We start from the raw sequence: 17,256 nt of genomic DNA, 5'->3' as shown, positions 1-17,256 counted from the left end.
TCTGACGCAGGTGGATCTCGATACGCGCGCCCCGCGCGCTACTCGATCAGCATGAAGCCGCGAGTGGACCCGGAACGGGCCTCGCACCTCCAGCAGAGCCCGGCACGCGTCCACTCGCATGCCCCACCTCCCGCGAACGGACCCGGATCGGGCCCTCCAGCTCAGCCGGACCCCGCCTCGGGTCCGCTCGTCGCCCCCGTGCATGCTGGTCGAGTAGCCGCGCAGGGGCGTATCGAGACCCGCCGTCCTCAGCACGGAGGGTCTTCAGACTCGTCCTTCTGACGCAGGTGGATCTCGATACGCGCGCTGCGCGCGCTACTTGATCAGCATGAGTCCGCGAGCATCCGGGAGAAACCGGGGCCCGCTCCTGCTGCTGGACCAGCGGCGCCCTCCCCTGCTGGTCGAGTAGCCGCGCAGCGGCGTATCGATACCCACGCCCGCCAGGACGCCGGCGCGTCAGTCCGTCGCTGCGTCGTACACCGCGAGCAGGCGGTCGAGGAACGCCTGCACCGTCGCGCGCTCCGCCTCGTCGAGGTCGGCGACGACCGCCTCGACGCCGGCGATCAGGGGCGCGACCCGCTCCTGCGCGCGCCGCGCCGACTCGTCCGCGGCGGTCACGATCAGCTTGCGGCCGTCCGTGGGGTGGCGCTCGCGGCGGACGTGGCCGGCCGCCTCGAGGCGGTTCAGCACCAGGGTCGTCGCCGCCGTCGAGACGCCGAGGCGCCCGGCCAGCTCGGTCGGCGTCAGCGGACCGGCGGACATCAGGTGCGTCATCGCGTCGAGCCCGACGGCGTCGACCGCGAGCGCACGGGTCAGCGACTGCTCGAAGAGCTTCTGCCGCTCCGTCACCTGGCGCACGCGGGTCCGGATGCCGAGATCGGGCGCACTGTCGGTCATGGCTCCACGATACTGATGTAGATTGCCAATCTCATTGATTATCAACGAAAGAGGCGACCATGACCCGAGTCCTGATCTCCGGCGCCAGCATCGCCGGGCCCGCCCTCGCCTTCTGGCTGCACCGGTACGGCGTCGAGACGACGATCGTCGAGCGCGCGCCCGCCCTGCGGCTCGGCGGGCAGAACGTCGACGTCCGCGGCGCCGGCCGCGAGGTCGCCCGCCGGATGGGCCTCGAGGACGACATCCGCGCCGCGACGACCGGCGAGGTCGGCACCCGCTTCGTCGGCCGCGGCGGCCGCACCCTCGCCGAGTTCCCGGCCGGCACCTCTGACAGCGGCGGCGCGACCGCCGAGCTGGAGATCCTCCGCGGCGACCTCGCGCGGCTCCTCGTCGAGAGCACCGCCGAGCACACCGAGTACCGCTACGGCGACCGCATCACCGAGCTGAGCGACGACGGCACCGGCGTCACCGTCTCCTTCGAGAACGCCCCCGACGAGCGCTTCGACCTCGTCGTCGCCGCCGACGGCATCGGCTCGAGCACCCGCCGCCTCGTCTTCGGCACCGAGCCGGAGATCCGCTCGCTCGGCCTCGAGACCTCCTACGCCACGATCCCGCGCACCGCCGCGGACGACGACTGGTGGCGCTGGTACAGCGCGGCCGGCGGACGCAGCATCACCCTCCGCCCGGACCCGCACGGCACGCTCCGCGTCGCGCTCTCGCAGGTGATCGACCGACGGCTCGACCGCGCGAGCACCGAGCGCCGCTCGATCGACGAGCAGCGCGCGCACCTGCGCGCGGTCTTCGGCGACGCCGGCTGGGAGGCGCAGCGCGTCCTCCGCGGACTGGACGAGGCCGACGACCTCTACTACGAGCAGATCGGGCAGGTGCACGCCCCGCGCTGGTCGAGCGGACGGGTCGCGCTGGTCGGCGACGCCGCCTACTGCGCCTCGCCGGTCAGCGGGATGGGGACGAGCCTGTCGCTCGCGGGCGCGTACGTCCTCGCCGGCGAGCTCGCGGCGCACGTGGATCCGCGCGACGGCTTCGCGGGCTACGAGCGGATCATGCGACCCTACGTGAAGCAGGCGCAGGCGCTGCCACCGGGGGTGCCGCGGGTGGCGAATCCGGTCTCGCCGCTCGGAGTGGCGGCGTTCGGGCTCGCGGTGAAGGTCGCGGCGACGCCGGTGATCGGGCGGACGATGGGGCGGTTCTTCACGCCGCCGGCCGACGCGATCGACCTGCCGGAGTACTCGCACCTGGAGCGCTGAAGGGGCGGGATCTCGATACGCCCCTGCGGGGCTACTCGATCACCAGAGGGAGGGGCGCGGACCGCCTTCATGGTGGTCGAGTAGCCGCGGAGCGGCGTATCGAGACCCGCCCGCCGAAGCGCGTGGATATCGAGACGCCCGCGGCGCGGGCTGCTCGATCAGCATGCGGTGGTCAGTGCGCCTGCGCCGGCTCGCCGCGCTTGAGCACGCGGCGGACGCCCATGACGGCGGCGACGACGATCAGGCCGAGCACGAGGCCGAAGATCATCGAGACGAAGGTGTCGGCGATCCAGACGACGACCGGGCCGGCGCCCTCGACCGCGTGGGTGACGACGTGCACGAGGTCGTACGGGCCGTGCCAGAAGGTCTCGGCCAGGTTCGCGGTGACGAGGTGGCCGCCGACCCAGAGCATCGCGAGCGTGCCGATGATGCTGATGGTGCGGAAGACGGCCGGCATCGAGGCGACGATGCGCACGCCGAACCGCCGGACGCCCCGCGCCGCGTTCTTCATCAGCCGCAGCCCGACGTCGTCGATCTTGACCAGCAGCGCGACCGCGCCGTAGACGAGCAGCGTCATGCCGAGGCCGACCACGGCGAGCGCCCCGAGCGTCCCGCCGAAGCCGAGGTCGGTGTCGAGCCCGTCGAGCGCGATCAGCATGATCTCGGTGCTGAGGATGAGGTCGGTGCGGACGGCGCCGAAGACGAGCTTCTTCTCGTCGCGCGCCTCCGTCTCGCCGGCGGCGTGGTGCACGCCGAACCACTCGAGCACCTTCTCCGCGCCCTCGAAGCAGAGGAACGCGCCGCCGACGATCAGCAGGTACGGCAGCACCCACGGCGCGAACGAGGAGAGCAGCAGCGCGATCGGGATGATGATCACGAACTTGTTGACGAGGCTGCCGAGCGCGATCCTCCCGACCACGGGCAGCTCGCGCGCCGGGGTCAGCCCCTGGACGTACTGCGGGGTGACGGCCGCGTCGTCGATGACGACACCGGCCGTCTTCGCGCTCGCCTTCAGGGCGGCGGTGAGGATGTCATCGACGACGGCGAGCAGGCCGACCGACATGGGAGCTCCTTAGCGAGGACGGGTGAGAAGCCTCACAGTATCGCCCGCGCTGCAGGTCGCAGCAGCGCGGCTCAGCGCGGCGCCGGCCCCGTGCTCTCCCGGACGACGAGCTCCGTCGGCGTCAGCGTCACGCCCGAGCGCTCCCCCGACTCCAGCTCGCGCAGCAGGATGTCCACCGAGCGCCGCCCGGTGTCGCCGAAGGACTGGTGCACGGTGGTCAGCGGCGGCCAGAAGCTCGCCGACTCCTCCATGTCGTCGAAGCCGACGACGCTGACCTCGCCCGGCACCGCGCGGCCCGCGTCGTGCAGGGCGCGCAGCACGCCGAGCGCCATCTGGTCGTTGGCGGCGAAGATCGCGGTCACGGAGGGGTCCGCGGCCAGCACCTTCCCGATGCGGTGGCCGGAGGCGCTCGACCAGTCGCCGACGAGCACCTCGGGCACGGGGGCGCCCTGCGCGCGCAGCGTCGACTCCCAAGCCTCGCGGCGCCGCTCGGCCGAGTAGGAGCGCTCGGGTCCGGCGATGTGGTGGACGGTGCGGTGGCCGAGCTCCAGCAGATGCTCCACCGCCTGGCGCGCGCCCGAGACCTGGTCGGTGTCGACGACCGGGTAGCGGTCGCCGCCCGCGGAGTCGACGACCACGACGGGCAGGTCGGGCGGCAGCACGATGTCGGCCTCGTCGAGCAGGTGCGCCTCGACCACGATGATCACGCCGTCGACCGCCTCCTCGCTCAGGCGGTGGAAGGCGACCGAGACCTCGCCCTGGGTGGGGTGCGAGACGGGGATGAGGGTGATCGAGTAGCCGGCGTCGGCCGCCGCGATCGCGATGGCGTCGAGGGTGCGCATGTTGCCGAAGGAGGACAGCGTGAACATGATCACGCCGATGCTGTGGAAGCGGCCGGTGCGCAGGGCCCGCGCCGCGCTGTTGGGCCGGTAGCCCAGCTCGCGCATCGCCTCGAGGACGCGCTCGCGGGTCTCGGTGTCGACGTTCTGCTTGCCGTTGGACACCCGCGACACGGTCTGCCCGGACACGTTCGCGCGCCGTGCGACATCGGCCATCGACACGCCCCGTCGGCGCGGGACGGCGGTCGCCGCGTTCGTCTCGATCGCCATGCCGTCCCTCCACGAGTCCCGCGCCGGCGGCGGAACATCGTTTCCCCATCGAAACCTAACGGATCGTGCGCGTGTTGACGTCGCCATGCTACGGTGGCGTTCTGCCATGTTGACGTGAACATGGCGGAACCGACCCCGAACGGAATCCCGCCGATGACGACGACGTCTCCCCCTGTCCCTCTGCGCGAGGTCACTCCGCCGGCCGCACCGCTCGCCGTCCCGCGCAGCCGGGCGAAGAGCGAGTGGAAGGGCCTGGCCTTCGTGGCCCCCTTCCTCGTGGTGTTCCTGCTGGTCTTCATCGCGCCGGTGATCTACTCGATCTACCTCAGCCTCTTCCGCGAGCAGCTCATCGGCGGCAACGCCTTCGTGGGCTTCGAGAACTACCTCGCGATCTTCCGCGACCCGAACTTCTGGGAGGGCTTCGGCCGCGTCCTGCTGTTCCTGGTCGTCCAGGTCCCGGTGATGCTGGTGCTCGCGCTGGTCGCGGCCCTCGCGATCGACAGCGGCCGGCTGCACGGCACGGGCTTCTTCCGCATCGTCGTCTTCCTCCCCTACGCGGTCCCCGCGGTGGTGGCGGTCCTGATGTGGGGCTTCATCTACGGCGACAACTTCGGCCTCACCGCCAACGTGAACGACCTGCTCGGCTCCGACCTCATCGCGCCGTTCTCGCGCGACTGGATCCTGGTCTCGATCGGCAACATCGTCACGTGGGAGTTCGTCGGCTACAACATGCTGATCTTCTACTCGGCGCTCAAGACCATCCCCGGCGAGCTCTACGAGGCCGCCGAGATCGACGGCGCCGGCCCGCTGCGCGTCATCCGCTCGATCAAGCTGCCCGCCCTGCGCGGCGCGATCGTCATCGCCTCGATCTTCTCGATCATCGGCAGCTTCCAGCTGTTCAACGAGCCGAACATCCTCCGGACGCTCGCGCCGAACATCATCACCACCTACTTCACGCCGAACATGTACGCCTACAACCTGTCCTTCGCGGGTCAGCAGTACAACGCGTCGGCCACGGTCGCCATCGTCATGGGCGTGATCACCGCGGTGATCGCCTACGTCGTGCAGCTCCGCGGCGCGCGCAAGGAGAACTGATGGCCATCGCAACCGCACCCCGCCCCACGAAGGCCGCCCCGGCCAAGCGCCCCGCCCGCCGCGGCTCCTCGGTCGCCCCGAAGAAGTCGATCGCCTTCACCCTGCTGATGTCGGCGTTCATCCTCTACAGCCTCGTGCCGCTCGCCTGGCTCGTGATCAACGCGACCAAGACGCAGGCCGGCCTGTTCTCGAGCTTCGGCCTCTGGTTCGACGGCGACTTCGTCCTCTTCCAGAACATCGCCGAGACGCTCACCTACCGCGACGGCATCTTCCTCCGCTGGCTCGGCAACACGCTGCTCTACGTGGTCGTCGGCGCGGGCGGCGCGACGCTGCTCGCCACGCTCGCCGGCTACGGCCTCGCGAAGTTCCGCTTCGCCGGGCGCAAGGCGGTCTTCGCGGTCGTCCTCGGCGCGATCGCCGTCCCCGGCACCGCGCTCGCCGTCCCGACCTTCCTGATGTTCAGCCAGCTCGGCCTCACCAACACCCCGTGGGCGATCATCATCCCCTCGCTGATCAGCCCCTTCGGCCTCTACCTGGTCTGGGTCTACGCGGTCGAGTCGGTGCCCACGGAGCTGCTCGAGGCGGCGCGGATGGACGGCGCGGGCGAGTTCCGCACCTTCTTCACCATCTCGATCCGCCTGCTCGCCCCCGGCATCGTCACCGTGCTGCTGTTCTCGGTCGTCGCGACCTGGAACAACTACTTCCTCCCGCTGATCATGCTGAGCGACCCGCAGTGGTACCCGCTCACCGTCGGCCTCAACCAGTGGAACGCGCAGGCCACCGGCGTCAGCGCGCAGCCGATCTACAACCTCGTGATCACCGGCTCGCTGCTGACGATCATCCCGATCGTCGTCGCGTTCCTCGGCCTCCAGCGCTTCTGGCAGTCCGGCCTGAGCGCCGGCAGCGTCAAGGGCTAGGCCCTCCGGCGTCACAGCCCCCACGAACCCGTCCCCCCGGTCGGAGCGTCCTGCCCCGCACCACTCCACCCGCACCACCCCACAGCACGAAGAAGTGAAGGGAATCACCATGAAGATCGCCCACTCCGCCCTCCGGCGGACCCTGACGGTCGTCGCGGCCGCAGCACTCGCCGCGGGCTCGCTCGCCGCCTGCTCGTCCGGCGGCACCACCGGCGGCGGCACGACCGCCTCCGGCACCGCGGCCGACCTCGATGCCGCCCTCGAGGCCGGCGGGAAGATCACCTACTGGAGCTGGACCCCCAGCGCCGAGGCCCAGGTCGCCGCGTTCGAGAAGGCCTACCCGAAGGTCGACGTCGAGCTGGTCAACGCCGGCACGAACAAGGACGAGTACACCAAGCTCGAGAACGCGATCAAGGCCGGCTCGGGCGCCCCCGACGTCGTGCAGATCGAGTACTACGCCATGCCGCAGTTCGCGCTGTCGGACTCGCTGCTCGACCTCTCCCAGTACGGGATGGACGACCTCGAGGACGAGTTCTCGGCGTCCACCTGGGGCAGCGTCACCATCGACGGCAAGCTCGTCGGCCTCCCGCAGGACTCGGGCCCCATGGCGATGTTCTACAACAAGACGGTCTTCGACCAGTACGGCATCGCCGTCCCCACCACCTGGGACGAGTACATCGCCGCGGCCAAGGCGCTGCAGGCGGCCGACCCGTCGAAGTTCATCACCGCCGACACCGGCGACGCCGGCTTCGCGACCAGCATGATCTGGCAGGCGGGCGGCGAGCCCTTCACGACCGACGGCACGAACGTCACCGTGAACCTCCAGGACGAGGGCACCGAGAAGTGGACCGGCGTCTGGAACCAGCTCGTCGAGGGCGGCCTCCTCTCCGACACCCCCGCGTGGGGCGACGAGTGGTACAAGGGCCTCGGCGACGGCTCGATCGCCTCGCTGATCACCGGTGCCTGGATGCCCGGCGTGCTCGAGTCCAGCGTCCCCGACGCCTCCGGTGACTGGGCCGTCGCGCCCATCCCGACCTACGACGGCACCGCCGTCAGCGCCGAGAACGGCGGCGGCGGCCAGTCCGTCACCAAGCAGAGCGAGAACCCGGCGCTGGCCGCCGCGTTCCTGCGCTGGCTGAACAGCGACGAGGCCTCGGTCGACGTCTTCCTCGAGAGCGGCGGATTCCCGTCGACCTCGGCCGACCTCAGCAGCCCGGACTTCACCGGCGCCGAGTCCGAGTACTTCGGCGGCCAGAAGATCAACGAGGTGCTGACCCAGGCCTCGACGGACGTCCGTCCCGGCTGGTCGTACCTGCCCTTCCAGGTCTACGCGAACAGCGTCTTCGGCGACACCGTCGGCCAGGCCTACGCGAACAAGACGAGCCTCGACGACGGCATCGCCGCCTGGCAGAGCAAGCTCGTCGAGTACGGCAACGCTCAGGGCTTCACCGTCTCCGAGTAGCACCCACGGCGTTCGAGGCCGGTCGGATCCCTCCGGCCGGCCTCGACCCGTCTCATGATCCTGAGGGGGATCCCGCATGACCACCGCTCCCGACTCCACTGCGCCGACTGTTGCGCCGGCCGGCGCGCCGGCCGCCGAGGCCCAGAGCCGCTTCGCCATCGGCGCGACCGACTTCGAGCTCGACGGCAGGCCGCACCGCATCCTGTCGGGAGCGCTGCACTACTTCCGGATCCACCCGGACCTCTGGGCCGACCGGATCCGCAAGGCCCGCCTGATGGGCCTGAACACCATCGAGACCTACGTCGCCTGGAACGCGCACGAGCCGCAGCGCGGCGCCTGGCGCGAGGACGCCGGGCTCGACCTCGGCCGCTTCCTCGACCTGGTCGCCGCCGAGGGCCTGCACGCGATCGTGCGCCCCGGCCCGTACATCTGCGCGGAGTGGAGCAACGGCGGCCTGCCCGCCTGGCTCCTCCGCGACCCCGAGGTGGGCGTGCGCCGCTCCGAGCCGCACTACCTCGCGGCGGTGAGCGACTACCTCCGCCGGATCTCCGCGATCGTGGCCCCGCGCCAGATCGACAGCGGCGGACCGGTCGTGCTCGTGCAGATCGAGAACGAGTACGGCGCGTACGGCTCCGACAAGGAGTACCTCGCCGAGCTGGTCCGCGTCACCCGCGACAGCGGCATCACGGTGCCGCTCACCACCATCGACCAGCCGACCCCGCAGATGCTCGCCGACGGCAGCCTGCCCGGCCTGCACCTGACCGGCTCGTTCGGCTCGCGCACGGCCGAGCGCCTCGCGACGCTGCGCGAGTTCCAGCCCACCGGCCCGCTGATGTGCATGGAGTTCTGGTGCGGCTGGTTCGACGACTGGGGCACCCAGCACCACACCACCGACGCGGCGGCCTCGGCGAGCGAGCTCGACGCCCTGCTCGCGGTCGGCGGATCCGTCAACATCTACATGTTCCACGGCGGCACCAACTTCGGCCTGACCAGCGGCGCGAACGACAAGGGCCGCTACGCCGCGATCACCACGAGCTACGACTACGACGCCCCGCTGAACGAGAGCGGCGACCCGACGGCGAAGTACTGGGCCTTCCGCGAGGTCATCGCGCGCTACGCGCCGGTGCCGGAGGAGGTGCCCGCGGTGTCCCCGCCGGCGCCGGCGCTCACCGCGCCGCTCGTGCCGGGCCCGGCGCTGCTCGGGCTCGACGCGGTCTTCGGTCCGGCGACGCGCCTGGAGACGATGGCGACCTTCGACGACCTCGGGCAGGGCGACGGATTCGTGCTGTTCACGACGGCGCTCGACGCCGGGGCGGCTCCCGCCCGGCTGGTCGTCGGCGAGGAGGTGCGCGACCGGGCCTGGGTGCTGCTCGACGGCGTGCCGGTCGGCGTGCTCGCGCGCGACGACCACGAGCGGGCGATCACCCTCCCCCGCGGCACCGGCGAGCTGGCGATCCTGGTCGAGGACCAGGGCCGGGTGAACTACGGCGAGCGGATCGGCGAGCACAAGGGGCTGATCGGCGGCGTGCGGCTCGACGGGGTCGAGCTCCGCGGCTGGGTCGCGCGGCCGCTGGCGCTCGAGTGCCTGCCCGAGTGCGGCCGGGTGGCCGGGAGCGGATCGTTCGCGGCCGGGCCGGGGCTCGCCTCCGGCTCGTTCGAGCTCGACGCTCCGGCCGATCTGCACCTCGACACGCTGCACTGGGGCAAGGGCCTGGTCTGGGTGAACGGCTTCCTGCTCGGCCGCTACTGGCGGCGCGGGCCGCAGCGCACGCTGATCGTGCCGTCGCCGGTCACCCGGGCGGGGCGCAACGAGGTGGTCGTGCTGGAGTTCGAGTCGATCGCGGAGCCGGAGATCCGGCTGCTCGCGCACGCGGACCTGGGGCACACGGAGATCTAGCGGGGCGGCTGGGGCGGGCCGGCGGTTCGGCGGGAGTGTCCGAGGCCTCTGCTAGCCTCGGGCCGCCTCCGCCCCGACGCAGGGCGGAGCAGAGGGGGAACCACCATGACGCACACCACCGCCGCCCGAGCCGGACTCGCCCTCGCGGGCGCCCTGCTGCTCGCGCTGACCGGCTGCACCACCGCCGCCGAGCCGGAGCCGACCGCCGAGGCGCTGCCGCAGCACACCGACGCCGAGCTGGCCACGATCTTCGACGGCATCCAGTTCGTGCCCGCGGAGTTCACCAGCACCGAGGAGATGCTCGGCTCGGTCTACCCGGGGCTCACCGCGACGGACGCCTCCTGCCTCGCGCCGTTCGGCGTCGGCTGGGACGCGGACGACACGCTCACCGACGCGGGCCTCGCCTACGGCACGAGCGCCGACCGCTCGATGACCTCGGTCGTCGCGAGCACCGGCGACGCGGACACCGCCTCCGCCCTCGTCGCCTCCGCCGAGGACGCGCTCGAGCGCTGCGCCGACGGCTCCGAGCTGTTCGCCCTCCAGGGCACGCCCGTGCAGACGACCGTCGAGCAGACCGAGCCCACGATCACCGGCACCGACGAGGCCGTCGGCTGGACCGTCACCGGCGACGTCGGCGGCGCCCCCTTCACCCTCGTCGGCATCACCACCCGCGTCGGCGGCGACGTCGTCGCCCTCGTCGGCTGGGACCCGTCGACGAACACCTCCTACGTCCCCCAGGCCACCCAGCTCTTCGTCGACGCCCTGTAGCGGCGCGCCCCTTCCCTGCTGCTCGAGCAGCTCGCAGGGGCGGCCCCCTGCTGCTCGAGCAGCCCGGAGGGCGTATCGAGACCCACCCTCGCCGAGACATTCAGGAGCGAGCCTCCTCCCCAACCCCCGATGCGACGGCACTGTCCCCGATCGACCCCTTTCCCCACTCCGGTGTCGGTGGTCCTTGATTCAATACTCGTATGTCAGAAGACGAGAACGCGGCAGCACTCGCGGAGGTGCGCGACTGCTTCGACGACGCCGCGGCCGCCGAGCGCGCCGCCTCGCCGACACGCCTCCGAGCGGCGGAGCGGATGCACCGCGGCTACCGCATCGCGCTCACCGTCCCGGAGGCGTTCGCCCGCGGCGCGACGCGCAGCGAGACGCGCGACCTCGTCGAGCGCTCAATCCGTGCCGAGCTCGCCGTAGCGTTCGGCGTGTCCGAGCGGGAGGTGTCCCGTCGGCTCGAGGCCGCGCAGATGCTGATGGAGCACCTCCCCCTCACCCGCGCGCTGCTGAGGGACGCGCGGATCCTCTGGGAGGTCGGCGAGGCGATCTGCGCCTCCGCGAGCAGCCTCCCCGAGGCCTCCCGCGCGGCACTCGACGGGCGTGCCGCCGACGCCGCTCTCACCATGACGACCACGCAGCTGCGCCGCGCCCTGCGCCGCTGGCGGGAGGAGCTGCACGAGGATCCGCTCGCCCAGCGGCACGCCCGCGCCCGCGAGGACCGCGCGGTCTGGGTCACGCCCGACGTCGACGGAATGGCCACGCTCTGCGTCTTCGCTCCCGCGCCCGCCGTCTCCGGCGCCTACGACCGACTGCGGCGCATCGCCCGCACCCTCCGCGACATGGGCGATCCCCGCACGCTCCAGCAGCTGAGTGCCGACGCCGCGGTCGACCTGCTCTGCGACGGCGACATCGCCGGCACGACCCCGAACGCCGAGCACCGGCCCGACCCGACCTTCGTCCCCGGCATCCGCGCCGAAGTGCGGCTCACGCTCGCAGCGTCCACCGCCGTCGGCCTCGACGACGCGCCCGCGGAACTCGACGGCTACGGACCCGTCCCCGCGGACATCGCCCGCGAGCTGATCCGCACCGCCGCGTCCTTCAGCCGCGTCCTCACCGACCCCGACACCCGCGCCGTCACCTCCGTCGGCCGCACCTGGCGCGTCCCGCCGTCCCAGATGCGCCTGCACCTCCAGCTGCGCGACCAGACCTGCCGCTTCCCCGGCTGCACCCGCCCCGCCGCGACCAGCGAAGCCGACCACACCATCGAGTGGCGCAACGGCGGCGAGACCTCCCTCGAGAACCTCGTCTCGCTGTGCACCTCGCACCACCACGTCCGGCACGGCGACCAGTGGACCTACCGGACGGAGAGCGACGGGACGATCGTGTGGACCACACCCACCGGCCGGCGCATCAGCAACCGGCCGCCACCGCTCCCCGGCCGTCCGCCCGACCCGCCACCGAAGCCCCGCTTCGTCGACCTGCCCGCACCGTTCTGACGGGAGGATCTCGACACGCCCGCTGCCCGGGCTACTCGATCAGCACGATGCGATGCCGTGCGCCGATGCCCCGCTGCGGTGCGCCCGAGGTGGAGTGCCGCCCACACGCTGGTCGAGTAGCCCGCAGGGCGTATCGAGACCCCCGCGGTCGGCGTCAGCTCAGCCAGGACAGCCGGCCGCCGTGCGCCGCGGCGAACGCGAGCGGCGCGCCGTCCGCCGCGAGCAGGAAGGGCGTGCGCTCGGGCGCCGTCAGCGCGGCGGCGCGCTCGCGGAGCGACGGCAGCAGCGCCTCCGCCTCGAGCGTCACCAGGCTGGCGCCCGCCGCCTCGACCGCCGACAGCACGCGCTCGCGGGCCGCCCAGGGCAGGTACACCAGCGTCCCGAGCGACACGACGACCGTCCGCAGCCCCCGCGGCACCGCGGCGAGCACGCCCGGCAGCGCCTCCGCCGCGTCGCCCGCGACGATCTCCGGCGGGTCCTCCCGCAGCGTCGCCACGGCGGCCCGGAGCCGCTCGGTGCGCTCCGGCCGGTCCGGCGGCAGCAGCGCCTCCAGCCAGGCGCGGTCCTCCGCCGAGCGGACGTCGAGCGGACGCAGGTCCAGCCCGCGCCGCCACGCCACGTCGGGGAGCCAGGAGGGCGCCGCTCCCCCAGTCACCGCGCACTCGAGCACCGGCCCGCCGCGCCCCGGCCCGCCGCGCCCCAGCCGAGCAGTCCCCTCCGCCCCCGCGAACGCGTACGAGTACGAGTACGAGTACCGCTCCGGCGCCAGGCACAGCCCGGCCGAGGCGCCGATCTCGACCAGCGCGACCGGCTCCCCCGGCTCCGTGATCCGCTCCAGCGCCGCCACCAGCGGGGCGCAGCGCAGCGCCTCGTTGGTCTGGGTGAGCCGCTCCACCGCCACCGGCGCGACCCGCCGCCACTCCCGCCGCAGCCACTCCCCGAATCGCGGGCCGTCCACCGCCGGCGCCCCGAGCAGCCGCGCCACCGAGAACAGCAGCGACGGCTGCCGGTGCGCGGGCGGCAGCTCGTCGATGAGCGCCAGCAGCTCCTCGTCGGCCGCGACGGCGAGCGCCCACTCGACCTGCAGCTCGGAGGTCTGCGCCAGTTCGACGGCGGCGCGGCGGTAGCGGTCGGCGGTCGGCTCCATGCCTCCATCCTCCGCGACGGCCCATCCTCCGCGACGCCCCATCCTCCGCGATGCCCCGCTCAGCGCTCCAGGCGCGGCGGGTGGTCGCCGTGCCGGTGCACGATCCGCCAGCCCTGCCCGTCGATGCGGCGGTAGACGTGGGTGACCCGGATGACCAGCGGAGTCGTCTCGCGCCCGTCGATCCGCGTCGCGCCGATCTCGCGGCCCACCGTGTAGGCCAGATCGCCGGCGACGTGGATCAGGTCGTAGTGCGGCGTCAGCCCGCCGCCGGCGAAGCGGCTCGCGACCCAGCCGAGCGTCTCGTCGATCGCCGCGCGGCCCCGCTCGATCGTGCCGAACGCGCCGTAGAGCGTGGAGTCGGCGGTGTCGGCCCAGCAGCGGCGGTACGGCTCCGGATCGCCCGCGGCCATCGCGGCCAGCGCCGCGCCGACGGCCTCGAGAGCGAGCACGAAGTCGGGCGGCAGCTCGGTGACGGCGGCGTCCATGCGCCGGACTCTACTCGCGCCGCGACCTGCCCTGTCGGTGGTCGCCGGTAGAACGGACGCATGTCCGGCACCCGTCAGCGCACCCTCCGTCAGCGCGCCCTCCTCGACGTCCGGCGCATCTACGCCGAGCCGGCCGCGCTCGAGCTGCCCCGCGGGCAGGAGATCGTCGAGCGGTGGCCGGCGGCCGAGATCGTGCCGGTCGACTCGCACTGGAACATTCCGGAGGTGCACGGCGACGAGGCGAACGTCGCGCGCTGGGTGCGGATCAAGACGGAGGCGCTCGTCGTCGGCGTCAAGAAGTCGCTCGTCACGCGGCCCAACGGCCGCTCCGCCGACTTCATCGCCCCGTCCTCCGCCAACGGCTGCGCGATGGCCTGCGTCTACTGCTACGTGCCGCGGCGGAAGGGCTACAGCAACCCGATCACGGTGTTCGCGAACATCGAGCAGATCCAGCGCCACCTCGCCCGCCACATCGCGAAGCAGGGCGTGAAGACCGAGGCGAACCAGTGCGACCCCGAGGCCTGGGTCTACGACATCGGCGAGAACAGCGACTGCTCGGTCGACGCGCTGCTGAGCGACAACGTCCGCGACCTCTGCGACCTCTTCCGGATGTCGCCGACCGCCAAGGCCTCGTTCGCCACCAAGTACGTCAACCGCGAGCTGCTCGAGTGGGACCCGCTCGGCCGCACCCGCCTCCGCTTCTCGCTGATGCCCGCCGAGACGGCGAAGGTCACCGATGTGCGCACCTCGCCGATGGCCGACCGGATCGCCGCGATCAACGACTTCGTCGACGCCGGCTACGAGGTGCACGTCAACTTCTCGCCGGTGATCCTCACCGAGACCTGGCAGCGCGACTGGGCCGAGCTCTTCGAGCAGCTCGACGCGGCCCTGCACCCTCGGGCGAAGGCGCAGCTCGCCGCCGAGGTGATCCTGCTCACCCACAACGCCGGCCTGCACGAGGTCAACCTCGGCTGGCACCCGAAGGCCGAGGACCTGCTCTGGGCGCCCCGCATGCAGGAGTCGAAGGTCTCCGAGAACGGCGCCGTGAACATCCGCTACCGCCGCGAGCTCAAGCGCGCGGCCCTCGACCGCTTCCTCGCCCTGCTCGCCGAGCGCCTGCCCTACTGCCGCGTCCGCTACGCGTTCTGAGCGCCCGGCACCACGATCCTGGGAGTCCGCCCGCGGTGCCCGGGCGCTGCTTCGCAAAGCGGATAGCGGCCCCCGTTCCAGGGCCGCTCCCCGTACCTTCGGAGAACGGTCGTTCCTGCGACCACTCGCTCGACTCCCCCCTCCGCCCGGCACCCGGCAGAGGGAGTCGCCGCCTGGGCCCTTCGAGTCCGGCGGTGGGTCGGCCCCCTCCGACCCGCACGACGTCCCGGCGCTCCGCCGGTTCCCCCACGTCCCGTCGCGGCCGACACCGCGACTCCCACACAGAACGGCGGCTCCGCACATGGGCGCTCTCCTCTACGGCACTCCGGCCACCTCGCACGACATCGACGACCGCGCTCTGGCGCACCTGCAGATCGTCATGATCAACAAGTTCCGCCGCAACGAGGCCTTCGCCTTCCAGCTGGACGCGTCGAGCGCGCACGGCACCGGCCGGCAGACGCTCTGGCTGCACCCGACGATCCCGCTGCAGTTCTCCTTCCACGGCAGCCGCGTCCCCGCCATCAACGCCGCCTGGGTGCGCGCGCTGATGGAGGAGGCCAACAGCGGCCGCGGCCTGCGCATCGTCCCCGAGCCGGCGCAGCAGCCGGACTCCGCCGTCGCCACCGCCGCAGCCTGATCCCGCCGCGGAGTCCGGGAGCGGGAGGGAGAGCAGGCGCATGACGACGACGACGCACGATCGCGACCTCTGGGCCCCCGACTTCCTCCAGCTGGCCGGGCCCGCCCACAGCAGCGCGGTCTTCGCGTGCTCCACGACGCTCCGCGGCGTCACCGGCTCGCTCTGCGTGACCGAGGGCGTCCTGGTCCTCGGCGGCTCGCAGCCGACCGTGCAGCTGCGCGCGGCCGACATCCGCTCCTGGTGGGACACTCCGGCGGGCGGCACGTTCTCGCTCGCCGTCGAGTCGGGTGCGCGGCACTCGGTCGTGCTGCTCTCGCAGTTCCGCGGCGCCACCGTGCACGCGATGACGCAGGCCTTCGGACCGCGCCGACGCCGGATCGCCGCCTAGCGCCGTCTCCGCTCGGCGCCGTGCCCGCCCGGCGCCGTATCCGCCCAGCGAACTTCTGCGGAGCGACGCTCGACGTCGATGCGCACGCATGCGACGCTGGTCGCGATGGACGACTCGAACGGCGAGGTCATCCGCTCCGACATCGGCGGGCGGGACTTCGAGCAGGCACGCGCACTGCTCGAGTCGGTGTACAACGGCCACCGCTTCACGGTCGAGCCGGGCGACGACTTCTCCTACCGCTACACCTCGGTCGGCGACGGCGACGTCACCCTCCGCGGCAGCCAGTTCGCCGGCTCGATCGAGGGCCGGATCCAGACCGAGGGCGAGTACGTCGTCTCCTGGCTGACGGCCGGCGAGGGCGTCACCGATCTCGACGGCGAGCCGATGCGGCAGGTCTACGGCCGCCCGACGATCTTCGTCACCGGCCGCCCGAACGCGTTCCAGTTCCACGACTACCGGCAGAACCTCATCCACTTCGACGGCGGCTACCTCGAGAGCGTTGCCCAGGAGGTGGAGGGCACGGCCGGCGGACCGCTGCTGTTCGACACCACCGCCCGCCCCGAGGGCGAGGCGCTGCGCCGCTGGTCGGCCACCGTCGCCGCGGTCGCCCGGGTGATCTACGACGTGGACAGCTCGCCGCTGCTGCGCCGCGAGGCCGACCGCGCCGTCGCCGTCGCGCTGCTCGAGACGTTCCCGCACGAGTCCCTCGCCGCGCCGACGGACCTCGCCGTCCCCCGCAGCGGACGCCTGCGCACCGCGATCGAGTTCATGTACGCGCACGCGCACGAGCCGATCCGCACCGAGACGATCGCCGAGGCCTGCGGCGTCGGCCTGCGCACCCTGCAGTCCGAGTTCCGCCGCGAGTTCGGCTTCACCGCGGTCGACTACCTGCGCCGCATCCGGCTCGACGCCGTGCGCAAGGAGCTGCGCGCCAAGGAGTCGGGCCAGGTCAGCGTGACCGAGGTGGCGCGCCGCTGGGGCTTCGCGCACCTCGGCCGATTCTCGGCCTCGTACGCGCACCGCTTCGGCGAGCGGCCGAGCACGACGCTCGAGAAGTGAACGGCGCCTAGAAGAAGTCCCCGCCGCTGTCGTGGTCCTCGCTCGCGCGGGCCTCCGTGGTGGGCCGGGCCGGCAGCAGCCGCCGCGTCTTGTCGCGCATGGACTCGACCGCCTCGTCGTCGTCGAGGTCGGTGCCGCGGTCGAGGGCCGGGCTGGTGAAGAGCTGGCTCGCGGGTCCGAGCAGCAGGCGGGTCTCACCGCGCAGCCCCTCGTCGGACAGCCCCGGGACGACGACGAGGTCGGACTTCCCGACGTTCGCCAGGGCCTGGGCGTACTCGACGACCGCGGTGCAGACCGCGTCCCCCAGCAGCACGAATCCGCTCGCGTAGTACAGCTTCTGCATCGTGGTCCCCTCTCGCGCGCGCACGACCGCGCCGACTTCCGACGCTAGGACGCGGGGCTGGGCGCTCCCACCC

At 72.5% G+C, this 17,256-nt stretch carries 17 protein-coding genes; 11 read left to right on the top strand and 6 right to left on the bottom strand.

What is annotated here, in order from left to right; translation table 11 throughout:
* Positions 1-456: 456 nt before the first annotated feature.
* The gene (locus tag GTU73_RS02540) at positions 457-897 is read right to left on the bottom strand and encodes a MarR family transcriptional regulator (RefSeq protein WP_160086700.1); all 441 of its coding nucleotides are present in this window, start codon (positions 895-897) and stop codon (positions 457-459) included.
* 59 nt (positions 898-956) lie between these two features.
* Between GTU73_RS02540 and GTU73_RS02535 the strand changes: the two genes are divergently transcribed.
* Positions 957-2,162, top strand: coding sequence for an FAD-dependent monooxygenase (locus GTU73_RS02535; RefSeq protein ID WP_160086698.1), 1,206 nt, complete (start codon positions 957-959; stop codon positions 2,160-2,162).
* Positions 2,163-2,334: 172 nt separating this feature from the next.
* Here GTU73_RS02535 and GTU73_RS02530 read toward each other — a convergent pair whose 3' ends face one another.
* Positions 2,335-3,225 (bottom strand): DUF808 domain-containing protein, encoded by an 891-nt coding sequence (locus GTU73_RS02530; RefSeq protein WP_160086696.1) that lies wholly within the window; start codon positions 3,223-3,225, stop codon positions 2,335-2,337.
* 71 nt (positions 3,226-3,296) lie between these two features.
* A complete protein-coding gene (locus GTU73_RS02525; RefSeq protein ID WP_160086694.1) occupies positions 3,297-4,334 on the bottom strand; it encodes a LacI family DNA-binding transcriptional regulator in 1,038 nt (345 codons plus the stop codon).
* A 153-nt stretch (positions 4,335-4,487) separates the two neighbouring features.
* Here GTU73_RS02525 and GTU73_RS02520 point away from each other — a divergent pair, with 153 nt between their 5' ends.
* From GTU73_RS02520 to GTU73_RS02495, 6 genes are all read left to right on the top strand, one after another.
* Positions 4,488-5,429, top strand: coding sequence for a sugar ABC transporter permease (locus GTU73_RS02520; RefSeq protein WP_123444496.1), 942 nt, complete (start codon positions 4,488-4,490; stop codon positions 5,427-5,429).
* On the top strand, positions 5,429-6,346 hold the full coding sequence (locus GTU73_RS02515) for a carbohydrate ABC transporter permease (RefSeq protein ID WP_123444435.1): 918 nt from the start codon (positions 5,429-5,431) through the stop codon (positions 6,344-6,346). Before GTU73_RS02520 ends, GTU73_RS02515 begins: the two co-directional genes overlap by 1 nt.
* A 109-nt stretch (positions 6,347-6,455) precedes the next feature.
* Entirely contained in the window at positions 6,456-7,808 is a 1,353-nt protein-coding gene (locus tag GTU73_RS02510) for a sugar ABC transporter substrate-binding protein (protein WP_160086692.1), read from the top strand.
* Positions 7,809-7,884: 76 nt separating this feature from the next.
* Complete coding sequence (locus GTU73_RS02505; protein ID WP_160086690.1) at positions 7,885-9,705, top strand: beta-galactosidase family protein; 1,821 nt, start codon at positions 7,885-7,887, stop codon at positions 9,703-9,705.
* Between the two features lie 105 nt (positions 9,706-9,810).
* Positions 9,811-10,473, top strand: a complete 663-nt coding sequence (locus GTU73_RS02500; RefSeq protein ID WP_160086688.1) for a hypothetical protein — start codon at positions 9,811-9,813, stop codon at positions 10,471-10,473.
* 200 nt (positions 10,474-10,673) lie between these two features.
* Positions 10,674-11,975 carry an HNH endonuclease signature motif containing protein gene (locus GTU73_RS02495; RefSeq protein WP_160086686.1) on the top strand — a complete coding sequence of 434 codons (1,302 nt, stop codon included), beginning with the start codon at positions 10,674-10,676 and terminating at the stop codon, positions 11,973-11,975.
* A 154-nt stretch (positions 11,976-12,129) separates the two neighbouring features.
* Here the strand turns inward: GTU73_RS02495 and GTU73_RS02490 are convergent, their stop codons facing one another.
* Positions 12,130-13,122 carry a DUF2332 domain-containing protein gene (locus GTU73_RS02490; RefSeq protein WP_160086684.1) on the bottom strand — a complete coding sequence of 331 codons (993 nt, stop codon included), beginning with the start codon at positions 13,120-13,122 and terminating at the stop codon, positions 12,130-12,132.
* A gap of 59 nt (positions 13,123-13,181) precedes the next feature.
* Positions 13,182-13,607, bottom strand: coding sequence for a DUF4440 domain-containing protein (locus GTU73_RS02485; RefSeq protein WP_160086682.1), 426 nt, complete (start codon positions 13,605-13,607; stop codon positions 13,182-13,184).
* A 60-nt stretch (positions 13,608-13,667) separates the two neighbouring features.
* Here GTU73_RS02485 and GTU73_RS02480 point away from each other — a divergent pair, with 60 nt between their 5' ends.
* The 4 genes from GTU73_RS02480 to GTU73_RS02465 all read left to right on the top strand — a co-directional run bounded on the left by GTU73_RS02480 (position 13,668) and on the right by GTU73_RS02465 (position 16,840).
* Entirely contained in the window at positions 13,668-14,756 is a 1,089-nt protein-coding gene (locus tag GTU73_RS02480; RefSeq protein WP_160086680.1) for a spore photoproduct lyase family protein, read from the top strand.
* Positions 14,757-15,057: 301 nt separating this feature from the next.
* A complete protein-coding gene (locus tag GTU73_RS02475) occupies positions 15,058-15,393 on the top strand; it encodes an ATP-dependent DNA ligase (RefSeq protein WP_160086678.1) in 336 nt (111 codons plus the stop codon).
* A gap of 40 nt (positions 15,394-15,433) precedes the next feature.
* Entirely contained in the window at positions 15,434-15,781 is a 348-nt protein-coding gene (locus GTU73_RS02470) for a hypothetical protein (RefSeq protein ID WP_160086676.1), read from the top strand.
* 78 nt (positions 15,782-15,859) lie between these two features.
* Positions 15,860-16,840: an AraC family transcriptional regulator gene (locus tag GTU73_RS02465; RefSeq protein WP_160086674.1), complete on the top strand. Its 981-nt coding sequence runs from the start codon at positions 15,860-15,862 to the stop codon at positions 16,838-16,840.
* A 7-nt stretch (positions 16,841-16,847) separates the two neighbouring features.
* Here the strand turns inward: GTU73_RS02465 and GTU73_RS02460 are convergent, their stop codons facing one another.
* Entirely contained in the window at positions 16,848-17,183 is a 336-nt protein-coding gene (locus GTU73_RS02460; protein WP_160086672.1) for a hypothetical protein, read from the bottom strand.
* Positions 17,184-17,256 lie beyond the last annotated feature (73 nt).

This window comes from Rathayibacter sp. VKM Ac-2804 (genome assembly GCF_009866655.1).
In the GTDB taxonomy this organism is placed as follows: Bacteria; Actinomycetota; Actinomycetes; order Actinomycetales; family Microbacteriaceae; genus Rathayibacter.
This window is presented reverse-complemented; position numbering and strand designations above follow the sequence as displayed.

Bases quoted from the DNA above. Each gene is read 5' to 3' on its own strand.
- GTU73_RS02540 (WP_160086700.1), bottom strand. From the start codon at position 897: ATGACCGACAGTGCGCCCGATCTCGGCATCCGGACCCGCGTGCGCCAG.
- GTU73_RS02535 (WP_160086698.1), top strand. From the start codon at position 957: ATGACCCGAGTCCTGATCTCCGGCGCCAGCATCGCCGGGCCCGCCCTC.
- GTU73_RS02530 (WP_160086696.1), bottom strand. From the start codon at position 3,225: ATGTCGGTCGGCCTGCTCGCCGTCGTCGATGACATCCTCACCGCCGCC.
- GTU73_RS02525 (WP_160086694.1), bottom strand. From the start codon at position 4,334: ATGGCGATCGAGACGAACGCGGCGACCGCCGTCCCGCGCCGACGGGGC.
- GTU73_RS02520 (WP_123444496.1), top strand. From the start codon at position 4,488: ATGACGACGACGTCTCCCCCTGTCCCTCTGCGCGAGGTCACTCCGCCG.
- GTU73_RS02515 (WP_123444435.1), top strand. From the start codon at position 5,429: ATGGCCATCGCAACCGCACCCCGCCCCACGAAGGCCGCCCCGGCCAAG.
- GTU73_RS02510 (WP_160086692.1), top strand. From the start codon at position 6,456: ATGAAGATCGCCCACTCCGCCCTCCGGCGGACCCTGACGGTCGTCGCG.
- GTU73_RS02505 (WP_160086690.1), top strand. From the start codon at position 7,885: ATGACCACCGCTCCCGACTCCACTGCGCCGACTGTTGCGCCGGCCGGC.
- GTU73_RS02500 (WP_160086688.1), top strand. From the start codon at position 9,811: ATGACGCACACCACCGCCGCCCGAGCCGGACTCGCCCTCGCGGGCGCC.
- GTU73_RS02495 (WP_160086686.1), top strand. From the start codon at position 10,674: ATGTCAGAAGACGAGAACGCGGCAGCACTCGCGGAGGTGCGCGACTGC.
- GTU73_RS02490 (WP_160086684.1), bottom strand. From the start codon at position 13,122: ATGGAGCCGACCGCCGACCGCTACCGCCGCGCCGCCGTCGAACTGGCG.
- GTU73_RS02485 (WP_160086682.1), bottom strand. From the start codon at position 13,607: ATGGACGCCGCCGTCACCGAGCTGCCGCCCGACTTCGTGCTCGCTCTC.
- GTU73_RS02480 (WP_160086680.1), top strand. From the start codon at position 13,668: ATGTCCGGCACCCGTCAGCGCACCCTCCGTCAGCGCGCCCTCCTCGAC.
- GTU73_RS02475 (WP_160086678.1), top strand. From the start codon at position 15,058: ATGGGCGCTCTCCTCTACGGCACTCCGGCCACCTCGCACGACATCGAC.
- GTU73_RS02470 (WP_160086676.1), top strand. From the start codon at position 15,434: ATGACGACGACGACGCACGATCGCGACCTCTGGGCCCCCGACTTCCTC.
- GTU73_RS02465 (WP_160086674.1), top strand. From the start codon at position 15,860: ATGCGCACGCATGCGACGCTGGTCGCGATGGACGACTCGAACGGCGAG.
- GTU73_RS02460 (WP_160086672.1), bottom strand. From the start codon at position 17,183: ATGCAGAAGCTGTACTACGCGAGCGGATTCGTGCTGCTGGGGGACGCG.